We start from the raw sequence: 18,269 nt of genomic DNA, 5'->3' as shown, positions 1-18,269 counted from the left end.
ATTTTCTTAACGATAGTTGCTTCTAGTTTTATCATTCTTAGCAAGGTTTACAATTAATGATCTTCCCATAAAGTCTTTTTCATGGAAGTTACTTATGGCCTCTTTGGCCTCATTACTCTTTTGCATTTCTACAAAACCAAAACCTCTTGCTCGTCCAGAGTCTCTGTCTTTCACAACATTCACTGCTATAACTTCTCCAACCTTAGCGAAAAGAGTTTCCAAATCAGAATTTTCAACTTCATATGAAAGATTTCCTACATAAATTTTTGTGTTCATTTTTACCTCCAAGGTAAATACTACAAACACTAGGGTCACAAACTCTAGTGTTCAATATTATTCAGTAGAGACGTATTGTCTCTGTTGCACAGAACATGTGCATATACATAAATGTTAAAATTACTTAAACTGTTGCTAATAGAGAAAATAACCTAGAAACCAAATATGAATGATTTCTATAGTCAAAAACATGTTTATATTTCAGTGATGATTAGCTACTTGAGCTATAAAGAAACTTTCGACTCATTCAATATAGCCTACTAAAGAATTAAAAGCAAGCGGACGACTATTTGTGCAATTACATGGCCTTGACTTCGAGACTTTATTTCTTTGATAAGGAGCACTCCCCATTTTCAAAATGAACAGATCGTCTACTATCTAATACAACTTCAAGAGAAGTCACTGTTGAGATATCATCCTGCTCGTCAACAAAAAGCTGAAATCGGTAATAACCAGCAACATTCGGATGCTCTCCCGTCTCACGTCTAAAATCCGTCGCACTTCGCGCTGACCACTGTAACTTAGTCAATCCCTCTTCATCCGTATATTGCTCGATCTTATTTTTAACTTCTTTTCGACCAGCATTGAATATTAATTCTTCACCATTTTCCATTTTCGTATACTCAAGCAGAAGAGTAAAATGTCCTCTAATATACTTAGGACTTTCTAAATAGAGACTTTCACCAGTCTCTTCTTTATGGCATTTGAGTGGGAATAATGCGGCCAGAGAACTTTGTCCCACCAGCATAATTAAAAGCACAAGTTTCATCTTCTTCATTCTAGACTCCTCTTTTAAACATAATATATCTAAATTTAAAAAGAGTAATGGGTTTGAAAAAATGATAGTGGGCCATTTAATTTTTTGGACATTTATTGCGAGGGAAGTATCGGATAAATAGAATAATCAGGAAATGTTGATTCAAATCTCAACTCTACGGCCACCACTTTATAAGTTAACCATGTATTTTACTCGAACCAAACTATATTATTATAGGAGCTTTCCGAGACAGAACTATAACCGATATTAATACGACAATAAGGAGAGCAATTTGGCAAATCATGTCCCTCAGGCATAGATGTTTTTAAACCTAGAGTAGTATCTATTACTTTAGAGACTCTTTCATCAATAATTACGACTTTTAGGTACTTATCTAATAAAGATTCAACTTCAACCTTAGCCGATTCTTTCTTCTGCTCAAATATTTTGAAACATTCTTCAAACAGTAATTTGCATGGAACAACATGCTCTCTCTGCTTAGAAATCCCTTCAGAAAGATCTTCTCCAACAACAAGCATGTCATTAAAAAGAATAACGTCAGATAGCCGACTATGCCAGCCACGACCTCCTAAATGTACATGATAACTATGAATCAAATCAGTTAGAATCTTTATTCTAAGTCTTCTTTCTGTTTTACTGATTAGTTTTCTATTGGACCAGGTTGCCATTGTATTCACCACTTTATAAAAATTCATATTTAATTTGTGCTTTTTCGTTCTCTAGGGATTTGTCTATGCACTATTAAAATTTATTTCGTTTCATGTAGCCCCATTTAGGCTTAAAACCGAACGTGGTAAAGGTAGCATAAATATTCAAGAGTGTTAAAAGTTGATGATAATAAATAATTTCGAAAACGGAATAAAAAATAATACGAAAGCGGCTTTTCAAAGATTTTTGACGGGAAAAATAATTTTCTTCAATAGAAAGAGCGCTAATATTGATGAGCACCACTAAAAAAAGAGTAAAGCCAGTTAGAACTAATAGCTGTTCAGTAGAGATAAATCCATAGAGATAAGAATACACCATAACAAAAAAGGAATAGACCTCAATAAATGGCTCAATTATCATTCCATAAATTAAATAGGGAAAGTGTATGAATCCAACTCTTCCGATCTTCGGATTCAAAAATAAGCCTCTAAATCTCCAAACAGAGTCAATTAGTCCTCTTTGCCATCGCAACCTCTGAGCAGCAAGGGAGCGATAATCTAAAGGGGCCTGAGTCCATGCCAAAGGTTCTGGGTAGATTTTAAAGTTCAGACTCCTCCCACGAGCACGATAGCACTTCATACAAAAATTGAGATCTTCTACAATAGAAGTCGTAGAGAACCCTCCTACTTCTAATATCAAGTCTTTTCTTATGGCCGAGAAAGCACCCGACAATAACAACGTTGCCCTAAAAGCATCCCACCCAATACGACCGCCAAAAAAAGAGCGGATGTATTCAATAATTTGAAAATTAGAAATATGATTCTTAGGAAGCTTTCCTGTACTAATTGAAAAGTCTTTAATCTCTGCTCCGTTGGCAATTCTTAAAGAACAACCAATCCCATGATAATTGGGGTGATTGAGAATATAAAGGGCCATCTTATAAAGAGCATCAACTTCTGGGATGGTGTCCGCATCAACAACACAAACCCAATCATTTTTAGCAAAGGCTACTCCTTGATTAATGGCCGAACCTTTACGACCATTGTCTTGGCCGAGAACCTTGAGATTTTTAAAAGTCTTTGAAACCTGAACGCTATGGCAAGATTTCCTTCCAATTTTATTGATAGGCTCTTCATTAGATGCAACAAGACAAAATTTTTCTTTCAATACATCCATCGTTTTATCAGTTGATCCGTCATCGACAACGATCACTTCAAAATTGCTGTAATTAAGCTTTATGAAAGACATTACGGTTTGATAAATAAGAAGCTCTTCGTTGTAGGCCGGAATAATGATAGTAAAGCTTGGAAAATTTGTTTTATCATTAACCAAATGGTTGAGAACACTTTCTTGAAAGACGTCTTTTTTTACTTGTCGACTGGCCTTCCATATTAGAGCAACATATATCAAAAAAAGAATTGTGTAATAATGGCCAAGAAACTGAAAGGAGATGGTCAACCAAGTAGGAGCTACCATTTCCGAACCACTCTGATAGTGAAATATTCCAAGGTTCTATCAAAATCCTTCAGGTCTAAGTTCTGATAATCACCTTCGAGAGCAAACTCTTTTCCCAATGGGAACTTCCCACCAATACCAAAAGACCGAACCTCATAATCCGTAAGCTTGAGGTTTTCTAATAGAACAGCGGCTTCTTCTCCGATGCTATAAAAAGCATAGGGACGAAAAACAGAATTGAGATAAACAGCTTTTAAACTATAGGCCATCGTTGCTTTACTTCCTCTATCTGCAATCAAATTACCGTAAAAAACTTGACCCATAAGAAGTAGGCCTATTTTTGTTTCCCAATGGACACTTGGAGAAAACAAAATGACATCAGCTAAATCATATTTTTTAAAGCTAATGAATCCTGAAAAATTAAAAGGAATGATCCCATAATAGTCTGCATTCAGGCTTAAAGAATATTTTTCGAAAGTTTCACTATTTATACCTACGGTTGCTCCAGGGTGTAAGAACAGTTTTTTAATAGGCTCGAAGCTTTTTTCTCCATTGAGTAAATACTCAGTCTTATCAAACCTATCCCTTCGAAAGAAAGACCCCGAATAATCCAATTTCTTTTGATATTGAATTCGTTGTTCATTCCCTTCATTAGCTCCTTCGACAGAAAAAGTTTGAAATTCAAAGAGAGCCAACTTATCCCATGCCCTCAGAGGGTGCGAAAACACGATGAGCAAGAAGAAAAGAAAATATTTATTAATTAAACAGTTCATTTTTATAGACTTATATCGCACGTTCGAAAAAGATAATTGAAAGAACTAAAAAGGTTGATAATTTTCATAAGTTATCCCATGTTTTATTTCTCTAATTATACTTGATTGTTTTTAAAGCTCCAATGTAATCTTCCACAAGCAGAGTCTTCTCGGTTCGACGTGAAGCCGCAAACGATATATGCAATAACTGAACTAATAAAAATTATGCTATTTTTTTGCTATAATTTTTCAAAGATTTATCACATAATCTGGATTATCCGACTCAATAAAGTCAACGCCCTTCTCGACCATCTCGCTCATCGTGGCTTTATCATGCACATCCCAAACAACAACTTTGATATTTCTTTTTCTAGCTTCGCTCACAATCCAATCCGTTAAGAAATACTTGTGCACTTGCAGATATTGAAACGAGCTTCCTTTAAAGATATTTTTAAATCGCAAAAAATTATCGAGAGTCACCCAACTTGTCCCACCAAATGTACAATAGAGTCTTTCTAAATCAGGTGCGAGCTGTTTAAAGCGATTTAGGATTTCAAAAGAAAATGATTTTAAAATGACAGATTCACCCAGTCCCATTTTCTCAACGAGATTGACAATTTTTTTCTCAATATTAGGATAATCATCATGACCATTTTTTAATTCAATAATTAAAACGCTCTTATTACCAGTAATTTTTAGCACCTCTTCAAGAGTTGGAATTCTTTCATCTTTAAATTTACTCGAAAACCAAGAACCAAAATCAATCTCTTTCAATTTGGTGAGATTCAAATCAGAGACTTTACCACTTCCACTTGAAGTTCTATCGATAGTGGAATCATGAATCGCTACGACCTCCCCATCCTTAGTCATATGAACATCAATTTCAATATACTTCGCTCCAAGCTCTATTGCTTTTTTTATCGCACTAACTGTATTTTCTGGTGCATAGGCCGATGCTCCTCGGTGTGCGATTGGTAGAACATTTGCAACGGCGATTTTGGCGTGAATAATAGTGAATAGTAATGTGAATATAGTGATTTTCAAGACAGTCTCCTTTGGGTGATTGTCTCATTTGGGGGTTGGATTAGCTAGTGAGGATTTTCAAGAAAATCCTCGTGAAAACTAATTATTCAATAAGAAAGAGCATTGGATAATACATCTGCTAATTAATCTAGCTCCAAGAAAAGCGTTGAGCCCTCTGCAATTAGATCCAGTAACAAATTAGTATTTCGAGCATGCTCTACAATACTATCAATTTTTTCCTGATAAAGTTCTAAAGTTGAATGATGAATTGGCAAGACTCTCTTTATTTTTAGCGATTTTGCCATAGCAATAGCATCTTTATTGCTCATACTAATTTGTCCTAGAGGGCCTTTCATGCCAACCTTTCCCAGATGAGGGATGAAGAGATCAATCTTATCTTTCTTCAAGGCCATTTTAATTTCATCTCGATAAAAAGAATCTCCACTCCAATAAACCCCATAGCTTTTATCTTCTTTTATAAATTTAATGAAATAGGAGTTACCTTTACCTAGGATCTTATTTATTGATGGATTTAAAGAGTGGTATGCCGGAACGGCTTTAATTTCAATCCTTCCATTATTTTTAGTATGCAATTTTAGACTTTGCCCCCAATCAAGTATTGAAAACAACTCTAGTTTCTTTGAAGAGTCATTAGGGGCGCCTATAAACTTCGTTTTGTTAAATGTCTTTAGCGCTTTCTGATCGAGGTGATCTTCATGGCCATGACTTAGAAGAACATAATCCACATCACTTTTGTCAAATTTTGGAACGCTAGTATGTCTTTTATGGAATTTCATATTGGGGCCTTTATTTAGATCAAACGGCTCGTTAGGATCTCCCATAAAATAAGCTTTATCTCCCTCTCCTAGTATCGGATCAGTAATAATTGTTACATCATCAAATTTAATTAAAAGAGTTGGTCCACCGAGCCATTTTACTTGAACGTCGGCCAAAGAATAATTACTTAATGCGAATGTGGTTAGAATAATAGCGAATAAATTTTTCATATTTTCTCCTTTTATAGAAACTATAAGGCAGAAGAAGAATTAATAATATCGTTTGTTTTCGTACAGACTATACGATAATATTGTACAATTATGAAAATCACATTTCAACAATTAGAAACATTCCTAAAAGTTGCTTACTATCTTAATTTTTCAAAGGCCGCTGAAAAACTAAGATTACCTGCAACAACTGTCAGTTCTCAAATTTCAAGCCTCGAAAAAGAACTCGGCTTCAAACTATTTAAACGCACTTCTCGCATGGTCACTTTAACCGACAAAGGACTGGCCTATAAAGAATCCGCTCTTAAGGCCTATACCATCTTAAAAGAAGCCCAGAGCATTAACGAAATAGATGCACCTCTTGAAGGAAATATAAAACTAACTCTCCCTATTGATATACCGAGAGCGTCCTTCACCAAATTGATAAAGAGCTTTCAAGCGGATTACCCTTTAATTAATTTTGAACTAATTTTAGATGACAGAGTTGAAAGCCTTACTGATAAAGATTTCGATATCGCTATAAGAGTAGGAATGCCGACTCAAAAAGACTTTATCTGTAAATCAATCGGCGATACATCATTCAGCTTTTTCGCATCCAAAGAATTTATAAGAAAGAATAAAATCACTATGGTCTCTAAGAAAGACTATCCTCAGGTCCTTGATTGTCATGGCCTATTAAAAAGCTCTAAGTGCAACAAGTCCTTAAAGACAAATAATTTTGAAATGGCAAAAGAATTTGCAATCAATTCAATGGCAATATCATTTCTACCAAACAGTCTTTGTGAAAAAGAAATAAAGTTAAAAATACTACAAAGAATAGATTCAGATATTAGCTTTAAATCTAAAAAGATCTACCTGGTATATCCTTCTAAAAATTTATTAGAAAAGCATGTTCGTCGATTTATTGATTATGCTTCGAGGTTTGATTTTTATTTTGGTGAGTGAATCTTAGCGACTGAAATCCAAAAAAATTAGCTGTACCTCTAAAAATCATCAAGAAACGAAAAATTATCAGTCTCTTCAACGCAAGCTATCAGATACAAGGCCAAGCCGATATCACCAGTAAAGAGAGTGTACTCATTTTTACGCTGAGAAAGGCAGTGCATAGCAAACATTCTCGCTCTTTCTAACCACATCCCATTGCCCGTTCTTTTATAGAGCTGCAAGAATGAAAAACCATTTCCATCTGTTCCATGGCAGATTCCAATTCCTTTAGTGAGTGGTCCAGCTTTCCATATAAGCTCACCAGCTTTAACTAGTAAATCTTCTACAACTGGGTCATGTTTAGGATATAGCTTCAAACTATTAACGATACCTGGCGCCCCATGGCACCATTGAGTCAGAGGTTTAATTTCAGGATTTTTAGGATATACAGGGGCCCAATTAACTGTACCGTCTTTTTCAATTGCTAATTTATCTAGCACCATTTTAATATGAGATAAGACATACTCTTTGTCGTCAGACTTTAATAGCTCGATATTTTTTAAAATCCCAAACATATTACCAAAGTAACCATGCCCGGCCCCAACATAGCGAACCTTCTTACCATACAAGTCCTGCTGCCAAATTAAGTCCTCTTCCCTTTCTTCTTTTAACTTTTTAATAAGGTATTCAGCATTATCAACAAACAGTTCTTTCCATTCATGCTTTTTAGTTTTGTTATAAAACCAATTCGCAGCGATCATTGTCCCCGGCGCGGCCCACAAGGCCTCTAAAGTTGGATTTTCAATATTACTTTGAACTAATTGAAATATTTCCTCCTCTAAATCTTCAGATGGATTTACCAAGTACTCAACGAGTAAAATTCCTACTTCTCCCAAATACAAAGACGGTACTACATTTTCAGTATCAGGATTTTCTAAGTAAGCTTTATGAACTTCTGAAATTATGTTTTTAGAATCTAGGGACAAAGGACGATTTAAGAACTTTGATATTTTTAATAAACCAAAAAGAGCGCCTGCTTTTCCAAAGTACATTGTTTGTTTTTCGATGGTGTGGAAGTTTTTTTGGGTGTCTTTGAAAATTGATTCTATGGAATTGATGACCTTGGTTTTGTTCCAGTTTATGTTGATTAGGTTTTCATGTCTTTTTGGGTTTTGGTTCATTTGGTTTCGGTTTGTTTGTTTTTTAGTTTAAGTTGAATGGTGGAGGTGGCCTCCTGTTCGTAACACCCTAAATACATTGAAGTAGTTTTTTGAGTGTAGCCAAAATAGCCAAAACAGGGACTACGCAAAGGCATCCCGCGCCCGAAAACACTATTAATACAGGTCATTCGGAGGATTCTAATCGCAAGAGCTTTCTTTGAAGCTTTTGTTGTTTTTAGTATATTACTACTTAGAGAAATAGTCTAGCGATACAACTTCATGGCTAGTTTTAGTATTTAAATTAATTAAGTCCTTTTATATTCTTTTGCAAATGCTTCGCTCTCTTATAAAACTCAGCCTTAATTAATTTTGCTGTCTCAATATCACCATAGTTTTCTTCAAACTCATCGACAAGAGAGTCAATCTCTTTCGATATTAACTGGGTTACACTCTTACCTTCTTTAAAAAGAAGCGATTCCTTTATCTCTAGTTCACTTGCCAATATCTCAAAGTTCTTCGTCTTTAATTTATACCAGTCGTGATTACCACCAATTGTATAACTGAACTTTTTTGTAAACCCTTTATAAATTGAAGTGCAAAGTAGATCATAAAAAGGCGATAGCCTTATTCCCTTATCTGTATGGAGAAAACTTAGGTTCTTTGAGTGACAATCATTGTTTCCAATTAATAGGTTAAACCAAAACCATCTCAAGAATTGAGACAAGTCTTTAAGTGGAACGGCACTATTGTTCTTAATCAATTTGTAGTTTTCAAATAACTTAGGCCCACCATCCTCTTCATACTTCTTTCTTGAAGTTAATCCCTGAGCTTGGCAAAAATCCTCTTGATGAATTCTAGCGGTATTTTCTTTCACGATCTTACGATCAAATCGCTCGACAATATACAAAGGATATTCACCTTCAATCAAAATTGTCTTAGGAACATTGAGACCTATAAGCCCCGCAAGCTTCATGCAAAAATGTTCATTATATGGAGTATCCTCAGTATTTCGATGATATCGAACATGAGGTTTTAATATATGTGTTGTTGGTTCTCCATTAAGAGGAATGAAAAATTTCTTTTCCTTAAATATAACAGGAAATTTATCTTGAGCACCAGCGAGAGAAAAACGTCCCCCCTCCTCACTTATAATTGTTCCGGTGAGTGGTCTTTTATCCCTTAGAAATTCATAAATTTTTTCAATTTCTATTTCAGAAGATTTAAAACTATCGACCTTTTGCGCTTCTTCCATTGGACTTAAAATAAAAGCACCTGCACAATCAACTCCATACTCTTTTAAGAAATGAAATTCATCTGTTACATTCTTCTGGGATAAACTCTCAATGGCCTGCTTAACTTCCCCCTCAGGAAGAAGGTTTTCAAAGAACGCTTTTGTTTGCATGTGACCAAAGGGATCTTCTCTTAATGGTAGATTAATTGAAATAGCAAAAGAACTTTTCTTCTCTAACCAGCTCTTCGCATATGAAAAGGACAATCTTTCTTCATCATCCTCAATCAACACACCGACTAGTTCTTCATTATAAAAAAGATTCAGGCTTTCAATCATAGCGACTCCCCTCGCTCACTACCTCTATCTTTTAAATAAAGATCAAGGCCAAGTAAGTTTGCGATAGAGATCAATGTTGAAAGCTTAATGTCACTTGCGCCAGATTCTATCTTTGCGATCCCTGCACGCGATAAGCCTGCATAATCGGCAAGCTCAGTCTGTGTGATCTTTCTTTGCTTTCTGATCTTTTTGATCATTGTTGCTATCTTTTTGCTGTCATTTATAACTGATACTTCTTCACTCATTTGTATACTCCAGTATACATTATATGCTTTTTCAAGAATTTAGCAATAAAAGTCTACTCCAGTAGACAGAAAGGTTAATCCTATTGAAAACAAGCAAAAATGACTACTTTAGTATACATTAATATCTCTAAATTCTTATATATGTTACACATCTACTGTAACCAACCTATGTCAGAATATGAGTCTGAAATAAACTCATTACATTTTAAGAACGCATAAGGTCCACAAATACCGGTATTAAGATAGTTACAATTTGTCGTGAATATATGATAAGCAAAAGATTGTGGACGGTAAAAAATAGCACCTACATGCTTAGTAGAGAGAGACGAGGAGCGCCGGGGGTAAGGAGAGAAAGGAATCAGCCTAACAGCGAACATGTGAACGGCTACTTAGATAAAACGAAGCCCAGAAGATCTAAGCCGAACGCCACAAATAATGAGATGAGCACATTGCGATAGTAGAAATACCAAAGTGAGACTCCGTCACCACAAATTGGAAGGAGATAATAATGTTTCTACGCTTTTTAATTTTCTGACGTTATTAAATAGTTTTGTTTAGATAGGAGTAAATGTTCCTTATATAAGTAATCTACTCTCTGCCCCTTAATTCCGTAAACTTCTTTCCAAAAAGGATACTTCGAGCTGACTTGAACATATGTTACGATTGAGATCCTATTCATTAATCCACCAATGAGTAAACTTGGGTCATGACATTATTTCGAAATTTAGAATGTGCCCTCATTTTTTTCCAATTGAATGATGAAAAGCCTTATTTCTTATTTTCATTCTTAACATCAATAAACAAAGAAATATATCCAACAGAAAATGAGTATGACAGTATGATATTCATTAATTTTTTGTAATCAAGCACTGTCTCATTAAGTTGATAACAAACAAATCCTAGTAAAGAAAAAATAAGAATTTCAACAATGCATGACTTCAAACGGAGCTCATTGAAGCTCTTATAACGAATTTTTCCTCTTCCAATTAAGAGAGGAACTATGTAAATACCAATGGTTCCGATGAAGAGTTCTACACTCAGAGTAGAGAGATAAATCATAGCTATAATTAAATTAATTATTAAATAAATACTGAAATGCTTTAATTTATCTAATTTATAATTCAAAAAGAACTCCTTTTATTGAAGATCTAATCGTACCATACTCCAAGAAACATGCGTATTGCAGAGAGATTATTATCTCCTTCCAGCTTATGGTGGCGGAGTCTTACTTTATTATCCCTACTATCGTGGTGTTCTCATCTCACCATACGCCCGGCACTCGTCAATTCTCAGTTTGATTTAAACTCGCATTAATTCACGGTTCACATATGCTTTATATCTCATGCAATAATTTAACTGCTACAAATATGAATATAAATTTCTAACATAGAAATATCGAGTTATAGACTAGAGTTGTCTTTAAGTGTTACGAGTATACGTCCTTAATCTTCCCTATTCCGACAGGTGCATTATAACGTCTTCATCATCTCGAGTACCTTACAAATTATTTAAATCTAAACTTTAGATTTCTGTTCCATTTTTAAGTAGTATTTTACTTGGTTCAAATCTAAACTTTAAAGAACCAGGAGAGGTTTCATAAACCTCTTTCATGTTATTAGAAAAATCAATCGTAGGGAAAACCCAAGTTAAATTAGATTTAGAGCCTGCTTTAATTACATCTGTGCTTTTTACTCCAAGCTTTGCTAATTGATTGTTAAGTTTATCGTAGATATAAATAGTTCCTTCAAATGCGTCGATATCTTTATTCTTCATATTTTGCATATGAATTCCCACAACAACTTTTTTATTAAAACCGTACTTATCTTTGCTCTTTTTCTTTATCCACGACAGTGTCTTTAAATATTGACTTCTTTCTTTGATTTTATCTTCAGCAGCTTTTGCTACTTGCAATGCCTTTAGCTCTTCTTGCTTAAGTCTTACTTGCTCTTCTTCAGCTTTGTGCTTAAAATAATTTAAATGCTCATTAAATGATTTTCCTTCTAAAAAATCGATTGGGTCTTTACCTCCAAGCTTAGCAAACTCAGCTAATTTCACTATAGCCTGTACTTTCTCATAGGTTTTTTCATCAGTATTTTTTCTTACCCCCTCAAGGACTTTTTTATAATTCTCTTTCGTTATTTTTGTATTCATTGGGTCAGAGCACCCAAATAAAGTAAAAGTAAAAAGAGTAAGTATTAAAAATTTCACAATACCTCCATTAATTTTCATATACGTTATTAGTAGCAACCAAAACTAATTTCTAACTTGCAAACAGAACTCTGAGCTACAGATTAATATTTATCTAAGAGTAGAGACAATCATCAAAAGTCCTTTCCACACAATTTCTTTTTGAGCTTCTTATACTCAAAAATAGACTTTATCTTTCTCCCTGAGCAATCTAAAATATTATGACCTCTATCCTTACATAAAGCTGAGCGCTTTCCACATCGGCCATTCGCTGCAGGATCATCAGGACAAGCACAAGGCCCATAATTAGATTTATAAGCTGAACGAGTAATAAATAGCGATCCTTCAACCAATTCATCACCAAAAGAATTCATAGAAAATGAGAAACCAATTATAAGAACTAATTTAATCATCACTAATCCCCTCATAATCAACTCCACCATAAGGAGGGCAACACCTGCTAAAACGTTTGCGGCTTAAGGTATATGCTTTAATAAATTTATGCTTTCGGAACGCAAATAGAGCGTAAGAAGAACATGAAGGTTCAAAGCGACACTTTCCCTCTCCCAGCATTTTTGAAATGAAAACCTGATAAAATTTGATTAAAAGAATCGCAACACTATTCATTAGCAGCTCTTCTGAAAGTAATTACATAGTAAAGATGACTTGTATCTTTACCTCCATTAGAACAACCTCCGAGAACATTGACACCAAAGCTATCAATACGCATAAATTCCCAACCTAGGTTAGACATTTCACTTACTTTCTCTTGTAAGTAAGTTGCTGCCTCTGTACCTTTGTCTTTAGTAGCAACCTCAATTGATGGTGGAATTTGCAACATATTATATTCGTACCTCATACAATCCTCTCTAATAATTTATAATTAATTGATGTAACTAGTTTTCTGTTAAAGCTTATTATTAACTCGGAATTTTCAATGGACAGCCTGAGTCAAGTTTTCTAAACAAAGCATCAAAGATTAATAATCAAGAAATTATGATTTTAGAAAAAAGAGAGATATCTTTTTTAGGAAAGATAAGTAAAAGACGAATTACAAATCAGTATACTTCCGAGCATTTCCCCTAGCCTTTTCAACAGGGTACTTTTCAGAATTTTTTTCGATTTTTGATAGAACAGAACTTTCAATATCAACGCCTGACTTAATGGCAATTCTCATCAAATAGATGAAGATATCTGAAATCTCTTCTTCAACTTTTGCTTTAAGTTTCGGATCATTTTTTACGTTATTGGAGTCTTCTTCTTTTAACCACTGGAAGATTTCAACTAGCTCAGAAGTCTCAACAGACAAGGCCATTGATAAGTTTTTAATTGAATGAAATTGATCCCAGTCTCTCTCTTCTATGAAGTTAGATACTACTGAATTCAACTTTTCTACATCTATAGTTTTCATACAAATCTCCCGAGAGAGAATATACAAAATTGTTTGCCATTAGACAAAGAGTTACCTCATAGAAGAAAGTTAAATCTAGAGGTATAATCAATCAAAATATCAATACGTTAGAGAGATTATGGATTCAAAAATAGCGACTGAAATCAAGTTTGAAATTATAGAGGACAAATTCCCACTCCTTGAAAAGAGTATCAAAGAGTATGAGAAACACTGTGTCACATATTTAATTCACAATGATAAGCACCTCTATATTGGTGAGACTTCAAACTTTAGGAAAAGAGTATCTGACCATAGTAAGAACACAGAAAAAAGAAAGAAGAATCTAATTAGAGCTAAGATTATCACTTCGGATTTTTTTAATAAAAGTGCCATCTATGATATTGAATCGAAGCTAATCAATTACATGTTCGCAGATAATAAGTTTGAAATCATAAATACAAAGCTCAATCAAAATTCTCACGAATACTACATGAAAAAAGAGATTAACGAGTCTCTTTTTAGAAATATCTGGAATCAATTAAAAGAAAAAAAACTTGTTAATAACGAACTTATAGATCTTGAAAACACAGATCTTTTTAAGCTTTCACCTTTTAAAGAATTCTCTGATCAGCAAATGGATATTATAAACAGCGTTGTTAATTTAATTACAGAAGAATGTCAGTCCAATGAAGAAATTATTAGCTTCGATGGAAGTATTGTTAAAAAGAGAAAACTTAAAGAGACAGAAGAATCAATTTTGATTTCCGGAGGGCCTGGTACAGGAAAATCCCTTTTGATCATAAAAATTGTTCACCTACTTCTAAAGAAATACATGCTTGAAGATGCCAAAATAGCAATTTGCGTTCCTCAGACCTCTCTTCAATCAACACTGAAAAAGATGCTAAGAGAGGCAAAAATAAAGGCCAAAATAATTAAGCCTATTGATATGAGTAAAGATCTTAATGAGAAATATGATTTAATTATCGTCGATGAAGCGCATAGACTAAAAAGGCACTTCAACAAACAAACCAAAGACCTAAAGCACTTAGAAAATGGTAAATACAATGAATTAGACTTCGCGATAAAGAAATCAAAACACTTAATTCTTATGTATGATGAAAAGCAAACAATTAGACCTGCTGATTTAAATTTGAATGAGGTCAATCCTAAAAATTACAAAACTTTTAAACTAACACAGCAATTTAGAGTGAAAAAAGGTGCTAACTACCTTCAATTCATTCAAGATCTTTTACAAATTACAAATAAGAAACCCAATAATAAAGATCTTGGAGATTATGAACTAAGCGTCTTCGATGATCTCCAAAGTTTGCACAATGAAATCAAAGAAAAGAATAAAGAACTTGGTCACTGTCGTATGGGGTCGGGATACTATGTAAAATGGATCTCTAAAAAAGATAAAACTCTTTATGATTTTGAGATAGAAGGCCTAAAAGCACAGTGGAACACGAAAATTCCTGGATGGGTTCAAGACCCAAAATCTGTAAATGAAATTGGATGTATTCACACTCTTCAGGGGCAAGACTTAAACTATGCAGGCATCATTATTGGTGATGACATCTATCTCGATACAACAGATATGAAAATAAAAATCAACAAGAGTAAGTACTTTGATAAAAATGGTACTCCAATCAATGGTACCGATAAAGAAAATATCGAGCTAGAGAATTACATTAAAAATATATACTACGTCCTCTTAACACGAGGTATGCTCGGCACTTTCGTGTTTATCAAGGACGAAAATCTTCGCCACTACTTAAAAGATGCTTTAAAACAGAAATAGAAACTGGTTGAAACTTCGGATTATATTTAATTTTTTCGCCAAATGGTAGTTTTGTATTTTTCAATTTTGAAAGAGAAAATTCCTGCCATTGAAACGAATTGAAATAAACGACTCCAATGAATACAATCTCTCCTTCAATCTCTTGAGCATGAGTAATAAACCAGTCACCTTTTCCTATTGGGTTATAGAAGTGCATCATTGCAATGGCTGTGTTTGTTTTTTTTCGACTAGCTTTCTTAAGTGCTTCTAATCTTCTTTTTTTAGTTATCATTTTCACCTCTTGCTTTTTAGTTGCAAGATGGTGATAGGTCTAACCGACTTAACCCTTTCAATTTAGGTCAAAAGAAAGAAGAAGTACGCAATATAGAAGATTAAACTCCAATATATTAAGCGACCTCTAAATCATAGTCTAAAGATTCTCTGTACTCCCTAGCTTCTGCTAACTTTGTCAGTTTAATATTATAGCCAAGCTCATCACAAGCCTTTTCAACTTCCTCTAATGATACGGTAAAAAACTCTTTTCTTTTGTTGATTTTATTAACTCTTCTTTCATCAAAGTATTTATGCAAATCGGCCTCTAGCTTTCTTGCATTATCTGAGAAAACCATTGCATGAACATCAAATCGAAAAGGTACTGATGCATCGCCTAGCTCTCTTACTCTATCCATCGGATCATCTCTTCTAGTCATTCCGATTTTATATATATTCTCTCCAAAAGATCCTAGGTTCGAAATCACATAAACGTGACCTACACTTGTTATCTGTGCATTTGATATAGTTCTTTCTGTTTCTTGGTGTGCCTCTTCCAACTGCTTCTCTAGTTCTTTAATTTTAGCTTCAAAATCTGATCTTTCAGCCTCGGCCTTCCCTTCAAGCTCTTTTCGTGCCATTTCTAGTGCAATTTCGAGTTTCTCCTCTTCTTCGATTGCCTTGTCTCTAGCCTTTTCTGCTTCTTGTAGATTTTTTTGTTCTTCACGCATTTGAGCCTTAATATCATCTTGCTCTTGTTTAATTCTCTGTTTCTCTTCTTCATATTCAAGAGATATCGTCATCTCTTTTACCTTTGCTTCGTAATAAGCAGAAGATATTTCGGAACTTAGAGGACCTAAGCAGTTATTTATATTTATGAAAAGTTTTTCTAACTTACTTACGCATGATTCATAATTATTAAATTTAATATTTGAAGTTATTAAGTCCGCTCCACTATTAAATGCAAGCAATGAAATTTTCTCAAGACTTTTCATAATGGGTGTTCCGACAAGATCTTTCGCTTTAGTATTAAAAGCTTTACTCGTTTTTACTAATACCTTTTCACTTTCTTTAATTATAGCCAAAGCATCATCGTATTGATTAATTTCTTGAAAATGAAATTTATAATTGAAAACACCGCTCTCTTCGAGTAATTGATATTCTAAAAGCTCACCTAGCTGTAACTTCATACTTTCAATATCTGTTAGCAAAAGATTTTTCTTTCCCTCCAGATCAGCGCTTTCCTCAACCAAACGAATATTTTGATCAACAATATCACTTTTTCTTCTCCATTCAGGTATAAGTTTTGAAGTCTCCTCCTTCCATGTAGTAAGTTCGCTGACATTTTTTGATAACTCATTCTTCTCGATCTCGTATTCATTTAGCTTGACTAGCTTTAGCTCAGCATCTTTCTTCCACTTAGACAAATCAAAGTATGATTTTTCTAATTCTTCTTTCTTCGCTTTCTCTTCCTCAAGATATTTAACTTGATCTTCGATTATTCTTTTTGACTTCCAGACTTTTATTATTAAAAACAACAAACCGATGACAGATAGACTTAAAAGAAATATTATTCCAACTTGGTTATTCATATAAACTCCATTTTATGCTATAAATTGATTGCTTACGACTTTATTTAGATATTCCTCAAAATCAAATTTCACCTGAGGAACTAGAACATCAAATACACTTCTTAATTCATTTACATTATCTTCACTAAATTCAGAAAAATGTTTTGGGTACTCCCCCTTAAGATAATCAAAACTTATTTCTGAAATAGCCTTATAGTCTGTCATATTTCTTACAAGTCTATAAAATGATTTCCAGTTACTGAAGTCCTCAACTTCTTGAATTCTTTCTGGTGCAAACTCATATTCATAAAATAAACCAGTATTAAAAATTAAGTCCTCCAAATATGACTCCCTCAAAATGATAGGATCTTTATCGATGCTCTTCATCAAATCATTTAAAGAGTTTTTAAAATCTCGAAGACCGTCCATTCCAAATACCGAGTTATATTTACCTGAAAGCAAAATACTGTCTAAATAGATAGGTTTAATTCTTTTTCTAGAGATAGATAAATCTTCAGATTTTAGTAATAAGATCTCTCTACTAAGATCGAATTTAAAATCAGGTACTCTAAAATTAGTAGAATACTCTTTTCCAAGTTCATGCTCTTCAATAGTCAATTTTGTTAATATTTTTTTTGCTTCCTTTGACTCTTTCTCCTTAGCCTTAGAAGCTTTATTCTCTTCTCTTTTCTTTTGTTTCTCATTTTCTTTGGCCAATCGAGTTTCTTGCTTCTTCTTCTCTTTTTCTATTCTCTGATTTTCACGTTCTTTCTCTTTTAAAGCTTTTTCTTGTTCTCTTATTCTCTTTTTTCTAAGTCTCTCAGATTCTCGGAATCGTAACCTTTGTTCTTTCTCTAGTTGCTTATCTCTTTTCCTTGATTCACGCTCTTGTCTTTTTCTCTCTCGCTCAATTTCTCTATTTATCTTAGCAACAGTACTAACAACTTTTCTTAATGTTATTTTTCCCATATAAAACCTTATCTCTTGGTTAACTTGTATAATTGTCGGTTTTAAAATAATAAAAATAAATTAAGTTATCTTAACGATTAAGAAGAAAATTTGTCCATCAAGGCCTCAAACCAAAACTTAATTAGAAAAAATGAAAGGAGTAAATTGGAAAAGGGTTGCTTAAACCCTCAGAAGAGAAATGTACCTTAATATTCTCATTGGTTAGTGGCTGAGTCTATGAGATTTAAAAGCTCCTCATTATGAGTAGTACCATTTAAAACTGATCATATT

At 33.8% G+C, this 18,269-nt stretch carries 21 protein-coding genes; 2 read left to right on the top strand and 19 right to left on the bottom strand.

Annotated elements, in window-relative coordinates; genetic code table 11:
- Positions 1 to 6 precede the first annotated feature (6 nt).
- The 7 genes from HBN50_RS00920 to HBN50_RS00890 all read right to left on the bottom strand — a co-directional run bounded on the left by HBN50_RS00920 (position 7) and on the right by HBN50_RS00890 (position 5,939).
- The gene (locus HBN50_RS00920; protein ID WP_273867165.1) at positions 7 to 276 is read right to left on the bottom strand and encodes an RNA recognition motif domain-containing protein; all 270 of its coding nucleotides are present in this window, start codon (positions 274 to 276) and stop codon (positions 7 to 9) included.
- A gap of 322 nt (positions 277 to 598) precedes the next feature.
- The gene (locus tag HBN50_RS00915; protein WP_273867164.1) at positions 599 to 1,054 is read right to left on the bottom strand and encodes a hypothetical protein; all 456 of its coding nucleotides are present in this window, start codon (positions 1,052 to 1,054) and stop codon (positions 599 to 601) included.
- A gap of 188 nt (positions 1,055 to 1,242) precedes the next feature.
- A complete protein-coding gene (locus HBN50_RS00910) occupies positions 1,243 to 1,722 on the bottom strand; it encodes a hypothetical protein (RefSeq protein WP_273867163.1) in 480 nt (159 codons plus the stop codon).
- A 73-nt stretch (positions 1,723 to 1,795) separates the two neighbouring features.
- Positions 1,796 to 3,112 (bottom strand): glycosyltransferase family 2 protein, encoded by a 1,317-nt coding sequence (locus HBN50_RS00905; RefSeq protein ID WP_273867161.1) that lies wholly within the window; start codon positions 3,110 to 3,112, stop codon positions 1,796 to 1,798.
- Positions 3,113 to 3,171: 59 nt separating this feature from the next.
- Complete coding sequence (locus tag HBN50_RS00900) at positions 3,172 to 3,930, bottom strand: hypothetical protein (RefSeq protein WP_273867159.1); 759 nt, start codon at positions 3,928 to 3,930, stop codon at positions 3,172 to 3,174.
- A gap of 228 nt (positions 3,931 to 4,158) precedes the next feature.
- Positions 4,159 to 4,953: a glycerophosphodiester phosphodiesterase gene (locus tag HBN50_RS00895; protein ID WP_273867158.1), complete on the bottom strand. Its 795-nt coding sequence runs from the start codon at positions 4,951 to 4,953 to the stop codon at positions 4,159 to 4,161.
- A 122-nt stretch (positions 4,954 to 5,075) separates the two neighbouring features.
- Positions 5,076 to 5,939, bottom strand: a complete 864-nt coding sequence (locus HBN50_RS00890) for an MBL fold metallo-hydrolase (protein WP_273867157.1) — start codon at positions 5,937 to 5,939, stop codon at positions 5,076 to 5,078.
- A gap of 90 nt (positions 5,940 to 6,029) precedes the next feature.
- Here HBN50_RS00890 and HBN50_RS00885 point away from each other — a divergent pair, with 90 nt between their 5' ends.
- Positions 6,030 to 6,881: a LysR family transcriptional regulator gene (locus tag HBN50_RS00885; RefSeq protein WP_273867156.1), complete on the top strand. Its 852-nt coding sequence runs from the start codon at positions 6,030 to 6,032 to the stop codon at positions 6,879 to 6,881.
- 38 nt (positions 6,882 to 6,919) lie between these two features.
- Here the strand turns inward: HBN50_RS00885 and HBN50_RS00880 are convergent, their stop codons facing one another.
- From HBN50_RS00880 to HBN50_RS00845, 9 genes are all read right to left on the bottom strand, one after another.
- Positions 6,920 to 8,041 carry a lanthionine synthetase C family protein gene (locus HBN50_RS00880; protein ID WP_273867155.1) on the bottom strand — a complete coding sequence of 374 codons (1,122 nt, stop codon included), beginning with the start codon at positions 8,039 to 8,041 and terminating at the stop codon, positions 6,920 to 6,922.
- 280 nt (positions 8,042 to 8,321) lie between these two features.
- Positions 8,322 to 9,587 carry a type II toxin-antitoxin system HipA family toxin gene (locus HBN50_RS00875; protein ID WP_273867154.1) on the bottom strand — a complete coding sequence of 422 codons (1,266 nt, stop codon included), beginning with the start codon at positions 9,585 to 9,587 and terminating at the stop codon, positions 8,322 to 8,324.
- Entirely contained in the window at positions 9,584 to 9,832 is a 249-nt protein-coding gene (locus HBN50_RS00870; protein ID WP_273867153.1) for a helix-turn-helix domain-containing protein, read from the bottom strand. Before HBN50_RS00870 ends, HBN50_RS00875 begins: the two co-directional genes overlap by 4 nt.
- Before the next feature lie 768 nt (positions 9,833 to 10,600).
- On the bottom strand, positions 10,601 to 10,891 hold the full coding sequence (locus HBN50_RS00865; RefSeq protein ID WP_273867151.1) for a hypothetical protein: 291 nt from the start codon (positions 10,889 to 10,891) through the stop codon (positions 10,601 to 10,603).
- 462 nt (positions 10,892 to 11,353) lie between these two features.
- Positions 11,354 to 12,061, bottom strand: coding sequence for a hypothetical protein (locus HBN50_RS00860; RefSeq protein WP_273867150.1), 708 nt, complete (start codon positions 12,059 to 12,061; stop codon positions 11,354 to 11,356).
- Positions 12,062 to 12,153: 92 nt separating this feature from the next.
- Entirely contained in the window at positions 12,154 to 12,432 is a 279-nt protein-coding gene (locus HBN50_RS00855) for a hypothetical protein (protein ID WP_273867149.1), read from the bottom strand.
- Complete coding sequence (gene yidD, locus HBN50_RS17570) at positions 12,425 to 12,646, bottom strand: membrane protein insertion efficiency factor YidD (protein WP_443135156.1); 222 nt, start codon at positions 12,644 to 12,646, stop codon at positions 12,425 to 12,427. The genes HBN50_RS00855 and yidD overlap by 8 nt, the downstream gene beginning before the upstream one ends.
- A complete protein-coding gene (locus tag HBN50_RS00850; protein ID WP_273867148.1) occupies positions 12,639 to 12,878 on the bottom strand; it encodes a hypothetical protein in 240 nt (79 codons plus the stop codon). The genes yidD and HBN50_RS00850 overlap by 8 nt, the downstream gene beginning before the upstream one ends.
- Positions 12,879 to 13,070: 192 nt before the next feature.
- A complete protein-coding gene (locus tag HBN50_RS00845) occupies positions 13,071 to 13,430 on the bottom strand; it encodes a nucleotide pyrophosphohydrolase (protein WP_273867147.1) in 360 nt (119 codons plus the stop codon).
- A 118-nt stretch (positions 13,431 to 13,548) separates the two neighbouring features.
- On the opposite strand from HBN50_RS00845, the gene HBN50_RS00840 reads away from it, so the two are divergent.
- Positions 13,549 to 15,210 (top strand): DNA/RNA helicase domain-containing protein, encoded by a 1,662-nt coding sequence (locus HBN50_RS00840; protein WP_273867145.1) that lies wholly within the window; start codon positions 13,549 to 13,551, stop codon positions 15,208 to 15,210.
- On the opposite strand, the gene HBN50_RS00835 is transcribed toward HBN50_RS00840, so the two are convergent.
- The 3 genes from HBN50_RS00835 to HBN50_RS00825 form a co-directional block, all read right to left on the bottom strand.
- Complete coding sequence (locus tag HBN50_RS00835) at positions 15,158 to 15,481, bottom strand: DUF2958 domain-containing protein (RefSeq protein WP_273867144.1); 324 nt, start codon at positions 15,479 to 15,481, stop codon at positions 15,158 to 15,160. The two genes, HBN50_RS00840 and HBN50_RS00835, sit on opposite strands and share 53 nt — an antisense overlap.
- 115 nt (positions 15,482 to 15,596) lie before the next feature.
- Entirely contained in the window at positions 15,597 to 17,051 is a 1,455-nt protein-coding gene (locus HBN50_RS00830; protein WP_273867142.1) for a DUF4041 domain-containing protein, read from the bottom strand.
- 12 nt (positions 17,052 to 17,063) lie between these two features.
- Positions 17,064 to 17,999 (bottom strand): hypothetical protein, encoded by a 936-nt coding sequence (locus HBN50_RS00825; protein ID WP_273867140.1) that lies wholly within the window; start codon positions 17,997 to 17,999, stop codon positions 17,064 to 17,066.
- Between the last annotated feature and the right edge of the window lie 270 nt (positions 18,000 to 18,269).

The sequence above is a fragment of the Halobacteriovorax sp. GB3 genome, from assembly GCF_028649655.1.
GTDB lineage: Bacteria > Bdellovibrionota > Bacteriovoracia > Bacteriovoracales > Bacteriovoracaceae > BSW11-IV.
This window is presented reverse-complemented; position numbering and strand designations above follow the sequence as displayed.